The sequence below is a fragment of the Achromobacter sp. T5-5 genome, from assembly GCF_055397965.1.
The window spans coordinates 5,063,892-5,082,136 of record NZ_AP027919.1; the positions used below are offsets into that span (position 1 = coordinate 5,063,892).

General features: G+C 64.4%; 14 protein-coding genes and 1 tRNA gene. 4 read left to right on the forward strand and 11 right to left on the reverse strand.

Features of this window, described 5'->3' with window-relative positions:
• Window positions 1-10: 10 nt before the first annotated feature.
• The 3 genes from ACZ50Q_RS22970 to rpsO form a co-directional block, all read right to left on the reverse strand.
• Window positions 11-733, reverse strand: a complete 723-nt coding sequence (locus ACZ50Q_RS22970; protein ID WP_076519151.1) for a hypothetical protein — start codon at window positions 731-733, stop codon at window positions 11-13.
• Between the two features lie 206 nt (window positions 734-939).
• Window positions 940-3,102, reverse strand: a complete 2,163-nt coding sequence (gene pnp / locus ACZ50Q_RS22975) for a polyribonucleotide nucleotidyltransferase (protein WP_464079651.1) — start codon at window positions 3,100-3,102, stop codon at window positions 940-942.
• 90 nt (window positions 3,103-3,192) lie between these two features.
• Window positions 3,193-3,462, reverse strand: a complete 270-nt coding sequence (gene rpsO, locus ACZ50Q_RS22980; protein ID WP_006223612.1) for a 30S ribosomal protein S15 — start codon at window positions 3,460-3,462, stop codon at window positions 3,193-3,195.
• Between the two features lie 315 nt (window positions 3,463-3,777).
• Between rpsO and ACZ50Q_RS22985 the strand changes: the two genes are divergently transcribed.
• On the forward strand, window positions 3,778-4,296 hold the full coding sequence (locus ACZ50Q_RS22985) for a hypothetical protein (RefSeq protein ID WP_076519149.1): 519 nt from the start codon (window positions 3,778-3,780) through the stop codon (window positions 4,294-4,296).
• 120 nt (window positions 4,297-4,416) lie between these two features.
• Here the strand turns inward: ACZ50Q_RS22985 and pssA are convergent, their stop codons facing one another.
• The 4 genes from pssA to ACZ50Q_RS23005 form a co-directional block, all read right to left on the reverse strand.
• The gene (pssA, locus tag ACZ50Q_RS22990; RefSeq protein WP_076519148.1) at window positions 4,417-5,190 is read right to left on the reverse strand and encodes a CDP-diacylglycerol--serine O-phosphatidyltransferase; all 774 of its coding nucleotides are present in this window, start codon (window positions 5,188-5,190) and stop codon (window positions 4,417-4,419) included.
• Window positions 5,191-5,378: 188 nt separating this feature from the next.
• Window positions 5,379-6,395 carry a ketol-acid reductoisomerase gene (gene ilvC, locus ACZ50Q_RS22995; protein ID WP_076519147.1) on the reverse strand — a complete coding sequence of 339 codons (1,017 nt, stop codon included), beginning with the start codon at window positions 6,393-6,395 and terminating at the stop codon, window positions 5,379-5,381.
• A gap of 74 nt (window positions 6,396-6,469) precedes the next feature.
• Window positions 6,470-6,961: an acetolactate synthase small subunit gene (ilvN, locus tag ACZ50Q_RS23000; RefSeq protein WP_006223608.1), complete on the reverse strand. Its 492-nt coding sequence runs from the start codon at window positions 6,959-6,961 to the stop codon at window positions 6,470-6,472.
• Between the two features lie 12 nt (window positions 6,962-6,973).
• Entirely contained in the window at window positions 6,974-8,689 is a 1,716-nt protein-coding gene (locus tag ACZ50Q_RS23005; protein ID WP_092582405.1) for an acetolactate synthase 3 catalytic subunit, read from the reverse strand.
• A 470-nt stretch (window positions 8,690-9,159) separates the two neighbouring features.
• Here ACZ50Q_RS23005 and ACZ50Q_RS23010 point away from each other — a divergent pair, with 470 nt between their 5' ends.
• Window positions 9,160-11,385 carry an FUSC family protein gene (locus ACZ50Q_RS23010; protein WP_464079652.1) on the forward strand — a complete coding sequence of 742 codons (2,226 nt, stop codon included), beginning with the start codon at window positions 9,160-9,162 and terminating at the stop codon, window positions 11,383-11,385.
• Window positions 11,386-11,467: 82 nt separating this feature from the next.
• Here the strand turns inward: ACZ50Q_RS23010 and yaaA are convergent, their stop codons facing one another.
• The 3 genes from yaaA to ACZ50Q_RS23025 form a co-directional block, all read right to left on the reverse strand.
• Entirely contained in the window at window positions 11,468-12,241 is a 774-nt protein-coding gene (gene yaaA, locus ACZ50Q_RS23015) for a peroxide stress protein YaaA (RefSeq protein ID WP_464079653.1), read from the reverse strand.
• 15 nt (window positions 12,242-12,256) lie between these two features.
• The gene (locus ACZ50Q_RS23020) at window positions 12,257-13,039 is read right to left on the reverse strand and encodes a 3-hydroxybutyrate dehydrogenase (protein ID WP_464079654.1); all 783 of its coding nucleotides are present in this window, start codon (window positions 13,037-13,039) and stop codon (window positions 12,257-12,259) included.
• Window positions 13,040-13,154: 115 nt separating this feature from the next.
• Complete coding sequence (locus ACZ50Q_RS23025; protein ID WP_464079655.1) at window positions 13,155-14,372, reverse strand: cation:proton antiporter domain-containing protein; 1,218 nt, start codon at window positions 14,370-14,372, stop codon at window positions 13,155-13,157.
• 244 nt (window positions 14,373-14,616) lie between these two features.
• Between ACZ50Q_RS23025 and ACZ50Q_RS23030 the strand changes: the two genes are divergently transcribed.
• A tRNA-Ser gene (locus ACZ50Q_RS23030) sits at window positions 14,617-14,707 on the forward strand.
• A gap of 411 nt (window positions 14,708-15,118) precedes the next feature.
• A complete protein-coding gene (locus tag ACZ50Q_RS23035) occupies window positions 15,119-16,327 on the forward strand; it encodes a hypothetical protein (protein WP_464079656.1) in 1,209 nt (402 codons plus the stop codon).
• Between the two features lie 115 nt (window positions 16,328-16,442).
• Here ACZ50Q_RS23035 and ACZ50Q_RS23040 read toward each other — a convergent pair whose 3' ends face one another.
• On the reverse strand, window positions 16,443-18,041 hold the full coding sequence (locus ACZ50Q_RS23040) for a methyl-accepting chemotaxis protein (protein ID WP_371467647.1): 1,599 nt from the start codon (window positions 18,039-18,041) through the stop codon (window positions 16,443-16,445).
• Window positions 18,042-18,245: the final 204 nt, after the last annotated feature.

Consider the following 18,245-nt stretch of genomic DNA (forward strand, 5'->3'; position numbering starts at 1 on the left):
GGAAATCCTGTTAACGCACAGGCAGGAAGTTGAATAGCAAGAGGCCCTGGGCGTAGTTGATGCCGATGCGCCGGGAGTTTTCGCCCAACAGGTTGGCGATCAGGTCCAGCCGGCCGATGATGGCGCCGAACTCGCGCTCGAAGCTGAGATTGGTGGCGTCCGGGGAAATTTCATTGGCGAGCAGCAGCAATTCGCCCTGGTTGTTGCGGCGCGTGGCCAGGAGCCAGGCCGCCGCCTCGACGTTCCGTGCGGCATTGTAGACCCGCTGGCCGTCCAGGGCGTCGGTGGCGTAGAGGCGCGTCTTGCCGTTGTGGGCGGCGATGATGGTGTCCGCCAGGCCGTAGATGAAGGCGCCGACCCGGTCGCCCGAATAGTTGGGATCCAGCGCCACCGCCAGGATCTGGATGTCGCGCAGCCCGGCGAGGTCGCTGGGCGGGACGCGGACTTCGATGGAATGCTTGACGCGGTTGACCGCGGCGGCCAGGTCCGGCACGCCGGTCTTGCGCCATTCGCGCGGATTGCGCCGGTACAGCTTGTCCAGCAGCGCATACAGGCTGGCAAGGTTGTCGCGCACTTCCAGCGTGACGGTGCGGTTGAAGTCCGTCTGCGCGAACTGGTCGGCGGACATGTCTTCGCCCTTGGGGCCGCGCTGGCCCGCCGTGGGCGTCATGCACCCGGTCAGCAGCGCTGCCAGCAGCGCCGCCGTGGCTGCGGTTATCGGCCACGCCGTCATGCCTTGCTCATCCGAATGCCCCCTTTTCGATGATGCCTCGAGCGCGCGCCTGCGGCAAACGGGCGGCGCCTCTCTCGCGCAAGACTTTACCGTAAGCCAGGCGGACAGGGGAACCTCGGCACCAGGGACGCGTCCGCCTGGACGAGGGCGAAAAAAAACGGCGCCCGATCATCGCGGCGCCGTTCTTCAATCAGGATGCTGCAGGCTTATTCGGCTTGCGGTTCCGATTGGGGGGCAGCTTCGGGAGCGGCAGCGGGCTGCTGCTGCTCGATGCCACCGATCGCCTTGATGGACAGGCGCAGGCGGCCCTTGTCGTCGGCCTCGATGACCTTGACGCGGACTTGCTGGCCGACCTTCAGCACATCGTTGATGTTCGCGATGCGGTAGTTGGCGATTTCGGAGATGTGCAGCAGGCCGTCGCGGCCCGGCAGCACTTGCACGATGGCGCCGAAGTCCAGCAGGCGCAGGACCGAGCCTTCGTAGATCTGGCCCACTTCGACGTCGGCAGTCAGTTCGACGATGCGGCGTTGGGCTTCCTTGGCCTGCGTTTCGTCGACGCTGGCGATCACGATCGTGCCGTCGTCGGAGATGTCGATCTGCGTGCCGGTCTCTTCGGTCAGCGCGCGGATGGTGGCGCCGCCCTTGCCGATCACGTCACGGATCTTCTCGGGGTTGATCTTGATGGTCAGCATGCGCGGCGCGAAAGCCGACAGCTCGCCGCGCGAACCGTCCAGGGCTTCCTTCATCTTGCCGAGGATGTGCAGACGGCCTTCGCGGGCCTGGTCCAGCGCAACCTGCATGATTTCCTTGGTGATGCCCTGGATCTTGATGTCCATCTGCAGTGCGGTGACGCCGTTTTCGGTGCCCGCAACCTTGAAGTCCATGTCGCCCAGGTGATCTTCGTCGCCCAGGATGTCCGTCAGCACGGCGAACTTGCCGCCGTCCAGGATCAGACCCATGGCCACGCCGGCCACGTGATCCTTGACCGGCACGCCGGCGTCCATCATGGCGAGCGAGCCGCCGCAGACCGAGGCCATCGACGAGGAGCCGTTGGATTCGGTGATTTCCGACACGAGGCGGATCGTGTACTGGAAGTCTTCGGGCGCCGGCAGCAGCGGCACCAGCGAGCGCTTGGCGAGGCGGCCGTGGCCGATTTCGCGGCGCTTGGGCACACCGATGCGGCCCGTTTCGCCGGTGGCGAACGGAGGCATGTTGTAGTGCATCATGAAGCGGTCACGGTATTCGCCCATGAGCGCGTCGATGATCTGCTCGTCCTGCTTGGTGCCCAGCGTGGCCACGACCAGCGCCTGGGTTTCACCGCGGGTGAACAGGGCGCTGCCGTGCGCGCGGGGCAGCACGCCCAGGCGCACGCTGATCGGGCGCACCGTGCGGGTGTCGCGACCGTCGATGCGCGGCTCGCCGTTCAGGATCTGGCCGCGGACGATGGCCGATTCCAGCGAGAACAGGATGTTGTCGACCGTGACGGCGTCCGGGGCGGCTTCGCCCTTTTCCGCGGCAGCGGCGGCCAGCTTGGCCGACACGTCCGAGTAGACTTCGCGCAGCTTGGTGGTGCGAGCCTGCTTTTCGCGGATCTGGTAGGCGGCGTTCAGGCCGTCCTGGGCAGCGGCGGTGACCGCGGTGATCAGGGCCTCGTCCTTGGCGGGAGCTTGCCATTCCCAATCGGGCTTGCCAGCGTCCTTCACCAATTCGTGAATGGCGTTGATGACGGTCTGCATTTGCTGGTGGCCGTAGACCACGCCACCCAGCATGACTTCTTCGGACAGCTGGTCAGCTTCCGATTCCACCATCAGCACGGCGTTTTCGGTACCGGCGACAACCAGGTTCAGCTTGGACGACTTCAGGTCCGAGGCGGTCGGGTTGATGGTGTACTGACCATTGATGTAACCCACGCGCGCGGCGCCGATCGGGCCGTTGAACGGGATGCCCGAGATGGCCAGCGCGGCGGAGGCGCCGATCATGGCGGGGATGTCGGGATCGATTTCAGGATTGACCGACAGCGTGTGCAGGACCACCTGGACTTCGTTGTAGAAGTCTTCGGGGAACAGCGGACGCAGGGGACGGTCGATCAGGCGCGAGGTCAGCGTTTCCTTTTCGGACGGCTTGCCTTCGCGCTTGAAGAACCCGCCCGGGATGCGGCCGGCGGCGTAGGTCTTTTCGATGTAGTCGACGGTCAGCGGGAAGAACGTCTGGCCCGGCTTGGCCTTCTTGGAAGCCACGACAGTGGCCAGGACGACGGTGTCCTCGATCGACACCACCACGGCGCCGGAGGCCTGGCGAGCGATCTCGCCAGTTTCCAGGACGACCGTGTGCTGGCCGTACTGGAACGATTTAGTCACTTTATTGAACATGACGATTATTCCTTACAAATGAAAAACCGTGGCCGCTGCGACATACGTCGCACCGACCACGGTTGCGTCATGGGGAGCCAGCCCCGTCGATCACTTGCGCAGACCGAGTTTTTCGATCAGTGCGCGGTACGAATCGGGATTGCGGCCCTTGAGATAGTCGAGCAGCTTGCGGCGACGGCTGACCATACGCAGCAGACCGCGGCGCGAGTGATGGTCCTTCATGTGTTCTTTGAAGTGACCAGTCAGTTCGTTGATACGGGCGGTGAGCAGAGCCACCTGGACTTCGGGGGAGCCGGTATCGCCTTGAGCGCGTTGGAATTGCGCAACGATATCGGATTTCTTGATGTCAGCTACAGACATTGATGACCTCTTCGGACATGCGACAGGGCCGAGGCGCCCTGACGTGGTTTGGAAAAAATTTGCGCGAGCCAGGCTTGAATTCGCTTTCTCACTGCTGCCGTTGGCGGGATCGGGCAACGCCTGTACATGGGGCTGTGCGCCATGTTGAGGGCGTCTGCGCTATCCCCCTGCGGCTGGCGCAAAGGATCTTGCAGAATCAATACATTTGATAAAGCTCGATGATTATAGCCGATTCGCTAGAATTACCCCAGCAAGGACACCGGCCCCGGCCCAGGGCCAACCCCGGGGCCGGGCGCACCCGACAGGAGCATGGACATGACTAGCTTTTACCGAACGGCCCGCGTGGCCCTGGCGTCGATCTCTCTGGCCGGGCTGGCCGCCTGTGCAAACATGGCCCAGGTTCCGCCCGGCACGCCGCTCTCGCAGGTGCAGGCGCAATTCGGCGCGCCCAACTTCGAATGTCCGCAGGCGGGCGGCGGACGGCGGGTGATCTGGACGCAGCAACCGATGGGCCAGTACGCCTGGGGCGCAAACGTCGCCCCGGACGGGCGCGTCGACCGCGTGCTGCCGCTTTTGACCGACGCGCACTTCAAGGTGCTGGAAACGGGAGATTGGGGGCCGGAACGGGTCCGATGCGAATTCGGGCCGCCGGCCCGCATCGACCTGGTGGGCCTGGGCGAAAAGCGCGAAGTCGTCTGGTCGTACCGCTATAAAGAAAACAGCGTGTGGAATTCGCTGATGTACGTGTACATGAGCCGCGACGGCAGCAAGGTGACGCACTTTCACCCCGGTCCCGATCCGATGTACGACGCCGACCGCTTCAACTGGTGGTAAATGCCGGCAGGCCTTGCGGCCTGCCCGGCCTGCCCGCCACCCAAACGAAAAACCCGCCAATCCGGAAATTGGCGGGTTTTGCTTTGCGCATGCCTGTCAGCCTATCAGGCCGTCACGCAATCAGGACGAGTGGCCCCGGCGCTCCTGCTGCAGGCGGCGCACCTTGTTCCAGCGCCATGCCCACGTGACCCAGCCCGACAGGCCGTAGAGCACGAACAGGCCGAACAGGACCACCGGAGGATCGCTGGACACGAACACGAACACCGCGACGACGAGCAGGATGCCCCAGAACGGCACGCTGCGGCCCAGCGCGAAGCTCTTGCCGCTGAAGAACGGCGCGTTCGACACCATGGTGATGCCCGCGTACATCGTGAGCGTAAAGGCCACCCAGGCCATCAGGCTGTCATGGATGGGCAACTTGTTGTCGACGGCCAGCCAGACGAAGCCCGCCACCAGCGCCGCGGCGGCCGGGCTGGGCAACCCCTGGAAGAATCGCTTGTCGACCACGGCGATATTGGTGTTGAAGCGCGCCAGGCGCAGCGCGGCGCCGGAGACGTAGACGAACGCCGCCAACCAGCCCCAGCGGCCCAGGTCGTTCAGGATCCATTCGTACATGACGAGCGCGGGCGCCACGCCAAAGGACGTCATGTCCGACAGCGAGTCGTATTGCTCGCCGAACGCGGACTGCGTATTGGTCAGGCGGGCCACCCGGCCGTCCATGCCATCCAGGACCATGGCGACGAAAATGGCGATGGCGGCGACTTCGAAGCGGTCGTTCATGGCCTGCACAACGGCATAGAACCCGGCGAACAAAGCGGCGGTGGTGAACGCGTTCGGGAGCAGGTAGATGCTCCGGTGGCGGTTCTCGGAATCGCGCATGGAAAAATTGGGCATGGTCTCAATAACTTACAACGGACTTTGAAAGGTTAACCTATCTGGCACGGCTTGCGGGACCGCAGCAAGCCTCGTGCCTGCCTGAAATGGGGGCCTGCGACGCAAACGGCCAAAAAAAACGGCATGCCCGTGCAGGCATGCCGCTTCGGTCCAGGCCAGCGGGGCCGCGCCCCGCCCGCCCAGGCGGATCAGTTCTTGGACTTGTCCACCAGCTTGTTGGCGGCGATCCAGGGCATCATGGCGCGCAGCTTGCCACCCACCTGCTCGATCTGCGATTCCGCGTTGATGCGGCGGCGCGAGGTCAGCGTCGGGGCGCCGGCGGCGTTTTCCAGGATGAACTTCTTGGCGTATTCGCCGGTCTGGATGTCCGTCAGGCACTGGCGCATGGCCTTGCGGGTTTCTTCCGTGACGATCTTGGGGCCCGTTTCGTATTCGCCGAATTCGGCGTTGTTCGAAATCGAGTAGTTCATGTTGGCGATGCCGCCTTCATAGATCAGGTCGACGATCAGCTTGAGCTCGTGCAGGCACTCGAAGTAGGCCATTTCGGGCGCGTAGCCGGCTTCCACCAGCGTGTCGAAACCGGCCTTGATCAGTTCGACGGTACCGCCGCACAGCACGGCCTGTTCGCCGAACAGGTCGGTTTCGGTTTCTTCGCGGAAGTTGGTTTCAATGATGCCGGCACGGCCGCCGCCGTTGGCGCTGGCGTAGGACAGGGCCACGTCACGCGCGGCGCCCGACTTGTCCTGGTACACGGCCACCAGGTGGGGCACGCCGCCGCCCTGCTTGTACGTGTTGCGCACCGTGTGGCCCGGGGCCTTGGGGGCGATCATGATGACGTCGATGTCTTCGCGCGGCACGACCTGGCCGTAGTGGACGTTGAAGCCGTGGGCGAACGCCAGGGCGGCGCCGGCCTTGATGTTGCCGTGGACTTCCTTGTTGTAGACCGAGGCGATGTTTTCGTCGGGCAGCAACATCATGACGATGTCGGCCGACTTGACGGCGTCCGCGACTTCCTTGACTTCCAGGCCGGCGTTGGCGGCCTTGTTCCACGAGGCGCCGCCCTTGCGCAGGCCGACGACGACCTTCACGCCCGACTCATGCAGGTTCAGCGCGTGCGCGTGGCCTTGCGAGCCGTAGCCGATGATGGCAACGGTCTTGCCTTTGATGAGGGACAGATCGCAGTCTTTGTCGTAGAAAACTTTCATGGTGTGCTCCAGATTCCAGTATTTGGATATTCGTTTGATTCAGATGTAGGGGGTGGCCGCGCCTGGCAGGCCGGTCAAATCTTCAAGATCCGTTCACCGCGTCCGATGCCGGACACGCCGGTGCGCACGGTTTCAAGGATGGCACTGCGGTCCAGGGCCTCGAGGAAGGCCTGTACTTTTTCCTGCACCCCGGTCAATTCGATGGTGTAGGACTTGTCGGTGACGTCGATGATGCGGCCGCGGAAGATATCCGCCATGCGCTTCATTTCCTCGCGTTCCTTGCCCACGGCGCGCACCTTCACGAGCATCAACTCGCGCTCGATGTGGGCGCCTTCGGTCAGGTCCACCACCTTCACGACATCGACCAGGCGGTTCAGGTGCTTGGTGATCTGTTCGATGACCTCGTCCGAACCGGTCGTGACGATGGTCATGCGCGACAGCGTGGAATCCTCGGTGGGCGCCACGGTCAGGGTTTCGATGTTGTAGCCCCGTGCCGAAAACAGGCCCACCACGCGCGACAGCGCGCCGGGTTCGTTTTCGAGGAGGACGGAAATCACGTGCTTCATTGCGGGGCCTCCTTACAGGTCTTCAGAGCCGAGCAGCATTTCAGTCAGCCCGCGGCCGGCCTTGACCATCGGCCACACGTTTTCGGTGCGGTCGGTGATGAAGTCCAGGAAGACCAGGCGCTCCTTGTGCTTGCCGAACGCTTCGCGCAGCGCCGGTTCGACGTCGGCCGGACGCTCGATGCGCAGGCCCACGTGGCCGTAGGCCTCGGCGACCTTGACGAAGTCGGGCAGCGAATCCATGTACGACTCGGAATAGCGCGAGCCGTAATCGATCTGCTGCCATTGGCGCACCATGCCCAGGAACCGGTTGTTCAGGCAGACGATCTTGGGCGTCAGGCGGTACTGGTGGCAGGTCGACAGTTCCTGGATGTTCATCTGGATCGAGGCTTCGCCGGTGATGACGGCGACGTCCTTGCCCGGATTGGCCATCTGCACGCCCATGGCGTACGGCAGGCCCACACCCATGGTGCCCAGGCCGCCGGAGTTGATCCAGCGGCGCGGCTTGTCGAACTTGTAGTACTGCGCGGCCCACATCTGGTGCTGGCCCACGTCGGAGGTGACGAAGGCGTCGCCGCCGGTCACTTCCCAGAGCTTTTCCACCACGTACTGCGGCTTGATGACTTCGTTCGAGTTGGCGAACTTCAGGCATTCCTTGCCGCGCCAGGTCTCGACCTGATCCCACCACTTGGCGATGGAGGCCGGCTTGTGCTCGGCGGCGGCGATCTCGAATTGCGCGCTGAGATCGGCCAGGACGTCCTTGACGTTGCCCACGATCGGGACGTCCACGCGCACGCGCTTGGAGATCGACGAGGGATCGATGTCGATGTGGATGATCTTGCGGGCGTTCTGCGCGAAGTGCTTGGGGTTGCCGATCACGCGGTCATCGAAGCGGGCGCCGATGGCCAGCAGCACGTCGCAGTGCTGCATGGCCATGTTGGCCTCGTACGTGCCGTGCATGCCGGGCATGCCCACGAACTGGCCGCTGCTGGCCGGGAAGCCGCCCAGACCCATCAGGGTGCTGGTGCAGGGCGCGCCCAGCTGCGTTACGAGCTTGTTGAGCTCGGGCGCGGCATTCGACAGGATGACGCCGCCGCCGGTGTAGATCATGGGCCGCTCGGCGGCCAGCAGCATCTGCACGGCTTTCTTGATCTGCCCCTGGTGGCCCTTGTTGACGGGCGCGTAGGAACGCATCGAGATCTCGCCCTTGGGCGGCACGTACTTGCACTGCGCGACGGTGATGTCCTTGGGGATATCCACCAGCACCGGACCGGGACGGCCCGTGCGCGCGATGTAGAACGCGCGGCGCATGGTTTCGGCCAGGTCCTTGACGTCGCGCACCAGGAAGTTGTGCTTGACGCAGGGACGCGTGATGCCGACGGTGTCGCATTCCTGGAAGGCGTCTTCGCCGATGGCCGCAGTGGGCACCTGCCCGCTGATGATGACCATCGGGATGGAGTCCATGTAGGCGGTGGCGATGCCGGTCACGGCATTGGTCACGCCCGGGCCGCTGGTCACGATGCAGACGCCGACCTTCTGCGACGAGCGCGAATAGGCATCGGCCGCGTGCACGGCAGCTTGCTCGTGACGAACCAGGATATGCTGGAATTTGTCTTGCTTGAAGATTGCGTCGTAGATGTAAAGCACCGCGCCGCCGGGATAGCCGAAAACGTGTTCCACGCCTTCATCGGCCAGGCAGCGCACGACGATATCGGCGCCATTCATTTCCATGTTGTAGTTCCTTTCAAAACCGGCCCTGCAACCCTGACTGCTGCGCGCCCGGATACGGCGGCAACTGAACCCATACCGGTTACGACAACATATCCGGCGCTTAGCGGCTCACGGAGCCACGCCACCCGGACACCTTGCCGACCCGGCACACGCTCGACAGAACGCAGTGCAAACGCCCCTTGGGGACGCTGGAGGTCGAAATGGAAGCCTTGGCAACACACGCTTGTGGCGCGGCCAACGGCAAATATGACTTGCTGCAGGACGGCTGGGATGTGACCCTGGCCGTTCGCATCAACGCTCCGGTTTCGGATAGGCAGACCGAAGCAAGTGGAGCAATTTACCGCGTTGCGTCAACGGTGGCAAATCGGCTTTTGCCGACCGTTGCACGGAAGGTTCGGTAACCATCCGACCCCAAAACCCACGGCGGCCTCTCTATACTTGTTCCGTCGTCCAGAACCGAGCCGCCGCCCATGGATTTGCGCATCGCCAGCATTCGCCGCTTTCTCTATAGCCACTACTTCTTCGGAGGGGTGCGCCAGGGAGTCGGCATGCTGTTGCCCGTGCTGGTGCTGGGAGGCATATTCGGCAATTACACGACCGGCCTGGTCGCGACGTTCGGCGCGCAGTGCCTGGCCATCATCGACCAGCCGGGCGGCCCGCAGCGGCACCGCACCAATGAAATGCTGGGCGGCGCGGCGCTGGGCACCATCACGGTCATCATCACCGGGCTGGCGTCCACGCACCCCGTGCTGATCTGGCTGGCGGTCATCGTGCAGTGCTTCGTCTATTCGATGTTCACCGTCTTCGGCAAGCGCGGCGGCCTGATCGGCTTTGCCGGTCTGCTGCTGATGACGCTGACCATGCATTCGCCGCTGGCGCCGCACGAGGTCCTGGCCCACGCCGCCGCCACGCTGGGCGGCGCGCTGTTCTACGTTGTGTTCAGCCTGGGTTTTTCGCGGCTGTTCTGGCTGCGCGAAGAGCAGCAGGCCATGTCGGTGGCGCTCTTTGCGACCGCCGATTACGTGGCCGCGCGGGCGTCCTTCTACGACGAGACGTCCGACCTGGACGAAGCCTACCGGACCTTGATCCAACGCCAGTCCGTCATGACCGAGAAGCACCAGGCCGCGCGCGACATGGTGCTGCGCGCCCTGCCTCGCGGCAAGGGGCTGGGCGACCGCCAGCGCGTGATGATCTGGAACATGTTCGTGGACATGCTGCAGCTGCTGGACACGCTGGTCGCCACGCATACCGACTACGCGGCCCTGCGCCGCACGCTGGCCGGCAACGACTGTCTGATGTTCATGCGCGATGCGCTGGTGAAGATGTCGCTGGAGCTGAACCGCATCGCGCTGGACGTGTCGCGCGGCCGCAAGGTGCAGTACCGCAGCAGCGCCAAGGCCGAGCTGCGCGCCATCGAATACGAGATCGAACAGCTCAAGCAACAGGGCCTGGGCGAACGCGACCCGGAAATGCTGGCCCTCATCATCCAGGTGCTGCGGCGCCTGCGCAATTCGGCGCGCATCGTGGACCGGCTGGCCGACCACACCGCGGCGTCGCCCGACGCCAAGCCCACCGACGTGCTGCGCATCAACAAATCGCTGACGCGGTTCATCTCGCGCCAGGAGTTCCGCTTCGGCCTCCTGACCAGCAACCTGCGGCTCGATTCGCCGCATTTCCGCTATGCGCTGCGGGTGACGGCCGCGGCGGCCATCGCCATGACGCTGGCCAGCCGCTGGCTGTCGCCCGCGTTCTCGGCGCACAACTACTGGATCATGCTGACCATCGTCATCATCATGAAGCCGGGGTTTGCGCTGACGCGCCAACGCAACGGCTGGCGGTTGATGGGAACGCTGATCGGCTGCATCGCCGCCCTGCTGCTCTTTAGCCTGACCGACGAGCCCAGCATCCTGTTCGCCGTCCTGCTGGGCGCGTGCATCATGGGCAACAGCCTGGTGCAGCTGAACTACATGGCCAGCGCGATCTTCAACACCCTGTTCGTGGTGCTGGTCTTTCACTTCGTGTCGCCGGGCACCGTATCCATGTCGGTGATCGGTGAACGCGCCATCGACACCCTGCTGGGCTGCGCGCTGGCGCTGGTCTGCAGCTACATCCTGCCGTGGTGGGAAGCGCGCTACCTCAAGCCGCTGGCCTCGGCCGCGACGCGCGCCAACCGCGAATACCTGCTGGCGGGGCTGCGCTATGTCGACGCCATGCAGGCGCACGGCGCGCCCATGGGCGCGGCCGCCGCCGAGACGCCCGCGGTGACGGACGCCGACCTCGCGTGGCGCCTGGCCCGCAAGAACGTGCACATCGCGTTCAGCAATTTCGCGGAAGCGTTCTACCGGATGATGAGCGAACCCAAGTCGCACCAGGTGGACGTGCCCGAGCTGAACAATCTGCTGATCCAGAACCATGTGCTGGCGTCGCAGATCACCGCGGCGATTCCGATCCTGGCGGCGCTGCCCGCCACGCCCGAGCCGATACGGCAGGCGCTGGACGGCATGGCGGTCCTGCTCGATGAAAACAGTCCGCGCGCGCCGCTGGACCTGCCCACGCAATTCGACACCTCGGGCGACCAGGCCGCGCTGGCCTATCCGCTCAAGCAGATGCTCAAGGCCGCGCACATGATCCGCCAGGAATTGCAGGCGCTGGCCGATCCGCTGCATGCGCCGCCGGTGGCAGCGGCGGCGTCCTAGCTTCCGCGCGTCGAACCGCGGCGAAAAAAATGCCGGCCCGGGAATCCCGGGCCGGCATTCGATGGGTGCCTGACGACAGCAATCAATCCAGCTTGCGGCGGAACACCAGCTTGTCGTCCGACGAGGCCGACGCGTCGTACGCATAGCCTTCCAGGTCGAAGCCCTGCAGGCCTTCCGGCTTGGCGACCTTGTGCTGGATGGCGTAACGGGCCATCAGGCCCCGCGCGCGCTTGGCATGGAAGCTGATTACCTTCCAGGCGCCGTTTTTCCAGTCCTGGAACACGCACTGCACCACCCGCGCCTTCAAGACCTTCTGGTCGACCGACTTGAAATACTCTTCGGACGCCAGGTTGATGATGACCGGCGACTTCTGGCCGGCCTGGCGCTCGTTCAGGTAGTCGGCGATGGTGCTGCCCCAGTACTCGTACAGGTTCTTGCCCTTGGGGTTTTCCAGGCGCGTGCCCATTTCGAGGCGGTAAGGCTGCATCAGGTCGAGCGGGCGCAGCACGCCATAGAGGCCACTGAGGATCGCGACGTGCTCCTGCGCCCAGTCCAGCTGCTTTGCCGACAGGGTGGCGGCGTCCAGGCCTTCGTAGACGTCGCCGTTAAAGGCCAGCACCGCCTGGCGCGAGTTGGCCTGCGTGAAGCTGCGCTTCCAGTGCGCGTAGCGCTGGACGTTCAGCTCGGACAGGGCCGGGCTCAGGCTCATGAGGTCCGAGATGTCCTCGGCAGTCTTGGTCTTCAGGACCTTGATCAGGCCGGCGGCCTGATCCACGAACAGGGGCTGGGTGTGCGTCTCGATGTGCAGCGGCGAGTCGTAGTCCAGCTTCTTGGCGGGGGAAAGCAACAACAGCATTCAGGGTTTCCTTGTTTAGCGCGCCGTCCAGCCGCCATCGACGGAGACGGTGGTGCCGGTGATTTGCGCGGCGGCGTCCGAGGCCAGGAACACGGAGGTGCCGCCCAGCTGTTCCGGCGTCACGAATTGCAGCGACGGCTGCTTTTCGCTGAGCAGGTCACGGGCGGCGGTTTCCTGGTCCACGCCGTTCTTTTCCGCGAGCGCGGTGATCTGCTTTTCCACGAGCGGCGTGCGGACCCAGCCCGGGCAGATGGCGTTGGCCGTGATGCCCTGCCCCGCGGTTTCCAGCGCGGTGACCTTGGTGAAGCCCACCACGCCGTGCTTGGCGGCCACGTAGGCCGACTTGCTGGCCGAGGCCACCAGGCCATGCGCCGATGCGATATTGATGATGCGGCCCGATCCCTGCTTCTTCATGTGCGGCAAGGCGGCGGCGGTGCCGTGGAACACGGCGGACAGGTTCAGCGCCAGGATGGCGTCCCATTTCTCGGCCGGAAAGTCCTCGATCAGCGCGGTGTGCTGGATGCCGGCGTTGTTGACCAGGATGTCGATGCGGCCCAGCTGGCGTACGGTGCTTTCGACCAGTTCGCGCACGGCCGATCCCTTGGACAGGTCCGCGCCGTCATAGATGACTTTCACGCCATGCTTGTCCGCCAGTTCCGCGCGCAGCTTTTCGATTTCAGCCGCATCGCCAAAACCGTTCAGGACGATGTCGGCGCCCTGCTGGGCGAATGCCGTGGCGATACCCAGGCCGATACCGCTGGTGGAACCGGTGACGAGCGCTACTTTTCCTTTGAGCATGAGCTTTCTCCTGTGAGCGGGCGCATAAATGGGGAAACGGAACGGGAAGCGAATGGGCTTCAAGTGTAGCCGCCCGGCAAGGCGGTCATCATGCCATGCCCTGGCCTGACGCGGGTCAACCGGCGGGGGGCTTGTCCGCGCCGGAGGACGGCCCGGCGTCCACGGCCGGGGCGGCGTCCGCCACGGGCAGGTCCGCCATGCCGCCGTACTTTTCCGGCACCCGTTCCAGCAGCTTGATCAGCACCGGCACGACGCCCATCGAGATGGCCACGATCACCGACAGCACGTCGCGCTGCTCCAGGTTGACCAGATGGTTGTCCCACGCTTCGTTGAAGATGGCAAAGCTGAACTCGCCGCCCTGCGCCAGCACCAGCGCGAACAGCAGCCGATGGTAGCGGGGCAAGCCCAGGAATCGCGCAAAGCCATAGAGGATGACGGCCTTGACCGCCAGCAGCGCCGCCACGCCGGCGCAGATGAACATCCAGTGATGCGCCACCACCTTGAGGTTGATCGACATGCCGATGGCCACGAAGAACAGCCCCAGCAGCAAGCCCTTGAAGGGGTCGATCGCCTTTTCCAGGTCGTGCCGGTAGCGCGACTCGGCCATCATCACGCCCACCAGGAACCCGCCCAGGCCGGCCGACAGGCCCGCATAGTCGAAGAGCTGCGCGGCGCCCACCACCATCAGCAGCGCCGCGGCGGTGAAGAGCTCGTTCAATTCGGCCTTGGCCGCCCAGCCGAGCAGCCGCAGCCGGTAGGCCAGCGCCACGACCGCCACGGCCACCAGCGCCTCCTTGAAGGACGGGGCCGACGTCCCGTCCGATCCCAGCAGGCCCGCGGCCACCAGCATGGGGATGGCGGCCATGTCCTGGAACAGCAGCACCCCCAGCGCCGAGCGCCCGAGCGGCGTGCGGGTCAGTTGGCGTTCATCGAGCAGGCGCAGCGCCACCGCCGTGGACGACAGCGCCAGCGACAGGCCGCACAGCACCGCCGCCTGCCATTCCATGCCCGCCAGGTGCCGCAAGGCCGCGCCGAACACCAGCCCGAGCAGCAGGCCGCACACCAGCATCTGCAGGGTGCCCAGGATGAAGACCTCGCTGCGCATCGCCCACAGGCGCTTGGGCGACAGTTCCAGCCCGATGATGAACAGCATCATCACGACGCCCCACTGCGACACGCCGATCATCGTGTCCACGTTCGTGACCAGCTTCAGGCACGAGGGTCCGACCAGCACGCCGGCCGCCAGGTATCCGGGAATGGCGCCCAGCCCGAGCATTTGGGTGATGGGCACGCACAGCACGGCCGCGAGCAGAAGGATGAGGATGAGGTCCATGGAGGGGCCGTTATGCGGAATGGGGAGAATTCTGTCCAAACTTCGGCCGGCCTGGAAGCCGGATGAAACCCGCTGTGTACGTTTTACCCCTGCTTGTTGGCTACCGCTTTACACAAACAAAAAAAATCCTGTAGAATTGCGGGCTTCGCTGCTCCGACAACGAAGATCCTTCCGACCAGGGATCTCTTGTGAAAGACCCGTTCTTAAAAACAACGGCGATTTCAACGTTACGGAATCCAGCCACGGAGAGGTGGCAGAGTGGTCGAATGTACCTGACTCGAAATCAGGCGTACGGTATCCCCGTACCGTGGGTTCGAATCCCACCCTCTCCGCCAGTATTCAAGAACGAAGCCCCTGAGAAATCAGGGGCTTTTTTCTTTTCGGTCGGGGCCAGCCGCATCCTTTCGCGGACATTGGCATTGCGAGAGCCTTCCCCTGCGCCGGGGCTACACGAGCGCCGCGGCCCACGGCAATCCCGCAGATGAGGGATGGTAAGGCCTGCCCGCCGGTGATAAAAACAATGCCAAATAGCCGTCGACCAACCGTGAGCGCCGCGGCTCTCATCGTCCGAAAGCTGCCTGACAGGCAGTTTCACAAGCAGCTTCACAAGCAGCTTCACAAGCAGCTTCACAAGCAGCTTCACAAGCGGTATGACAGACCCCTGCATTGCAAGCCCCTGCATCGCAAGCGCCTGCGCCGCAAGCCCCTGCGTCTGAGAGCACCCAATCCAACCAGGAGTTGGCCGGATGGTTACTTCCAATCTGTTGAGCCCCCATCCCGCCGACATCATTGCTGGCAAGCAGCATCGCAATGCCGCGCGCCGCAGCCGACGCTGGGGGCATCTCATTGCCTTTGCCCTCGCCATTGCCACCCTGTCGTCGGCTAACGCTCAAACGACGGTTTGGATCGGGAAAGTCACCATTGGGGACATCGTTCGGCACGAGGTTGCCAATGTCCTGGCCGCTCAGCAGCAAGCCACCCTCGACAAGGCTAAGTTCAACCTCCGTATCGCCCACGCCCGCCGTGCTTTCCTTGATACCGCACAGACGCCTCAAGCGCGGGCGAAAGCCGAGGCTGATTTTGCCGGCCTGCTGCTGGAGAAAGACATCGCCTTTCTCATCCAGTTTCTGAACGAGGGATTTTCCGAGCGTAGCCTCGCCATCGCCCGAGGATTGGACGGCATTACCGGCGGTCCGCTGGACAACGGCATCCCATCCGATGGCCGGCCCGCATTCGAAGCTTGGGTGCGAGGGGTACGCGCTTCGCTGGGAGCGCCGCGTGACGGGCAAATCGCCGTCGCGGTAATCCAGCCTGGCCGCTTGCAGGAGGCCCTGCAGGCTAATGAGCCCCTTTATCAACAGTACAAGCAGCTGCGCGATCGCCAGGAGATCAATGGCGGCACGGGGGAAGCGCAACGCGCCCAGGCAGCCATCGCCCAGGAGATCAAGGATGCCGTCATGCCGGACGGCGGGGCTCGTCTCTTCAAGATGGAATTGAATCAAGTCTACCCAGGAGATTTCTATGGGCGGGTGGAGGGGGAGCTATATGGATGGATGACCAACGCAGGAAATGGCGGGCAGCAAACCATTCAGTGCACCTATGGCCCCTCGCTCACCACCGGTGGAAAAAAGGGCTATGTGACGTACTCATTCTGGTACGACAAGACGCCCGGAGACATCGACGCGGCCATGAGCCGCGACCGCCAAGGCGCATTGCGCTTTATTGGGTCGCGGGCGCTCAAGGAATGTCCTGATAGCGATGTGGCGGCATTGGTGCTGCGGCGTAGCGCGATGGCGGAACACCCGTTGGCGAGCACGTTCCAGGCACCCAGCCCGCCGCCCGTGCCAAATCCGGCGTCGAGTCAAGCGAACCAAGCCTCCCAACAGCCCGCCGGCTCGGCCGCGGAAGAACGCGCTCGTGCTCGCAGCCGGGTGCGGGCCGGCGCCGACAAATGATCGCATCACCATGAACGGAATGGGATCAACGCGAATCGCCCAAGGCTGTGCAGCAAGTTGATGCGCAGCGCCGGGCAGGACGTTGCTGCCCTATTCCCGGCCTGCCCGCACAGTCTCAGTACGCCGCCAGTTGAAGCGCCGCTGTGGACCGCCGCGCACCATCCTGCGCGCCCCCGTGCCCCGCCCCCGGCAGCCTGAACGCGCTGACCGCCCGCGTCAGTTCCGCTGATTGATCCTGCATCGAACCCGCGGCGGCCGCGGCTTCTTCCACCAGCGCCGCGTTCTGCTGCGTGACTTCGTCCATCTGCGAGACGGCGCGGTTGACCTGTTCGATGCCGTCGGCCTGTTCGGCCGAGGCCGCGGCGATCTCGCCCATGATGTCGGTCACGCGCTGCACCGAGCTGACGATTTCCTGCATGGTCGTGCCGGCGCGTTCGGCGCTGCCCGAACCCTGGCCGATCTTCTGGACGGTGTCTTCGATCAGGATCTTGATTTCCTTGGCCGCCTGCGCGCTGCGCTGTGCGAGCGTGCGCACCTCGGCCGCCACGACGGCGAAGCCCTTGCCCTGCTCGCCGGCCCGCGCGGCTTCCACGGCGGCGTTCAATGCCAGGATGTTGGTCTGGAATGCGATGCCGTCGATGACGGACACGATGTCGGAAATCTTCACCGAGCTGGCGGAGATGGCGTTCATGGTGCTCACGACCTCCGACACGGTGGCGCCGCCGCGCGAGGCGGTTTCGGAGGCCGCCGCGGCGAGCTGGTTGGCCTGCTTGGCGCTGTCGGCGTTCTGCTTGACGGTGGACGACAACTGCTCCATGGAGGCGGCGGTCTCTTCGAGCGACGCGGCCTGCTGCTCGGTGCGGGTGGACAGGTCGGTATTGCCGGCCGCGATCTCGCTGGAGGCGGACGCGATGCTGTCCACGCCGGTGCGGATCCGGGCGACGGTGCCCGCCAGATTGGCGTTCATGGTTTCCAGCGCCCGCAGCAACTGCCCGATCTCGTCGCGGGACGTCACGACGATGGTGCTGGTCAGGTCGTTGGCGGCCACGGTGCGCGCCACGCGCACGGCGTCGGACAGCGGACGGGTGATGCTGCGCGTCAGCAGCACGGCCAGCAGCAGGCCGCTCACGACGGCAATCGAACCGATGACGATCATCCAGAGGTTCGCGGCGCCGTACGAGGCTTCGATCTCCGTGGCCCGGGCGTCGATGTCGGCGCGCTGCAGATCAGACAGGCGCGTGATCTGGTCGATGAACTGGCGCGTCGCCGGCAGGAATTCCTGGGTGAAGATCTTGTTGGCGGCGTCCACGTTGCCTTCCTGCTTGGCCTTGAAGATGCCGTCGCGGGTGCGCAGGTAGTCGCCGCGCGCCTTGCTTATGCCTTGCCACAGCGCCTTTTCCTCGTCGGTTTCGATCAGCGGCTCGATGCTTTTCTGCAAGGCCGACGAATTGCGGGTCGACGCCGCCGCTTCCTCGGCGAAAAAGCCCGCCAGGCTGGCGTCGGCGCTCTTGGCGATCGCGGTGGTGCGGGTCACGCCGGAATGGATATTGCGCGCCCAGTCGTTGATCAGGCGTTCCTTGGTCAGGGAGCGCTGCGTCAGCGTTTCGACCGAGTCGTTGATGTTGGCCAGGCTGACCAGCCCGACGATGCTCATGACCATGATCATGGCCAGCAGGATCGCGAAACCACCCGCCAGGCGGGTTCCAAGCTTCATGTTTTTCATACTGCCTCCGGCGGCTTCCAGGGCGAGTGTGAATGCGTGCTCGGGCGGATGCCTCGGCGGCGGGATTGCGCCGCCGCCAATTCAAGCCAGATGCTCGCAAGCCCCTGGTTATCCGCCCCCAATAAAGGTGTCCGTTGTGTCTGAGAAATGCCGTCGGGGAGTTCGGTTTCGAGGGTTCCCGCGACGGTCCAACGG

What these genes read in the sequence shown, in the direction of transcription:
- ilvC (WP_076519147.1), bottom strand. Translation starts at nt 6,395, where the DNA reads ATGAAAGTTTTCTACGACAAAGACTGCGATCTGTCCCTCATCAAAGGC.
- ACZ50Q_RS23035 (WP_464079656.1), top strand. Translation starts at nt 15,119, where the DNA reads ATGGTTACTTCCAATCTGTTGAGCCCCCATCCCGCCGACATCATTGCT.
- ACZ50Q_RS23040 (WP_371467647.1), bottom strand. Translation starts at nt 18,041, where the DNA reads ATGAAGCTTGGAACCCGCCTGGCGGGTGGTTTCGCGATCCTGCTGGCC.
- ACZ50Q_RS22985 (WP_076519149.1), top strand. Translation starts at nt 3,778, where the DNA reads ATGACTAGCTTTTACCGAACGGCCCGCGTGGCCCTGGCGTCGATCTCT.
- pssA (WP_076519148.1), bottom strand. Translation starts at nt 5,190, where the DNA reads ATGCCCAATTTTTCCATGCGCGATTCCGAGAACCGCCACCGGAGCATC.
- ACZ50Q_RS23020 (WP_464079654.1), bottom strand. Translation starts at nt 13,039, where the DNA reads ATGCTCAAAGGAAAAGTAGCGCTCGTCACCGGTTCCACCAGCGGTATC.
- ACZ50Q_RS23025 (WP_464079655.1), bottom strand. Translation starts at nt 14,372, where the DNA reads ATGGACCTCATCCTCATCCTTCTGCTCGCGGCCGTGCTGTGCGTGCCC.
- rpsO (WP_006223612.1), bottom strand. Translation starts at nt 3,462, where the DNA reads ATGTCTGTAGCTGACATCAAGAAATCCGATATCGTTGCGCAATTCCAA.
- pnp (WP_464079651.1), bottom strand. Translation starts at nt 3,102, where the DNA reads ATGTTCAATAAAGTGACTAAATCGTTCCAGTACGGCCAGCACACGGTC.
- ACZ50Q_RS22970 (WP_076519151.1), bottom strand. Translation starts at nt 733, where the DNA reads ATGACGGCGTGGCCGATAACCGCAGCCACGGCGGCGCTGCTGGCAGCG.
- ACZ50Q_RS23010 (WP_464079652.1), top strand. Translation starts at nt 9,160, where the DNA reads ATGGATTTGCGCATCGCCAGCATTCGCCGCTTTCTCTATAGCCACTAC.
- yaaA (WP_464079653.1), bottom strand. Translation starts at nt 12,241, where the DNA reads ATGCTGTTGTTGCTTTCCCCCGCCAAGAAGCTGGACTACGACTCGCCG.
- ACZ50Q_RS23005 (WP_092582405.1), bottom strand. Translation starts at nt 8,689, where the DNA reads ATGGAAATGAATGGCGCCGATATCGTCGTGCGCTGCCTGGCCGATGAA.
- ilvN (WP_006223608.1), bottom strand. Translation starts at nt 6,961, where the DNA reads ATGAAGCACGTGATTTCCGTCCTCCTCGAAAACGAACCCGGCGCGCTG.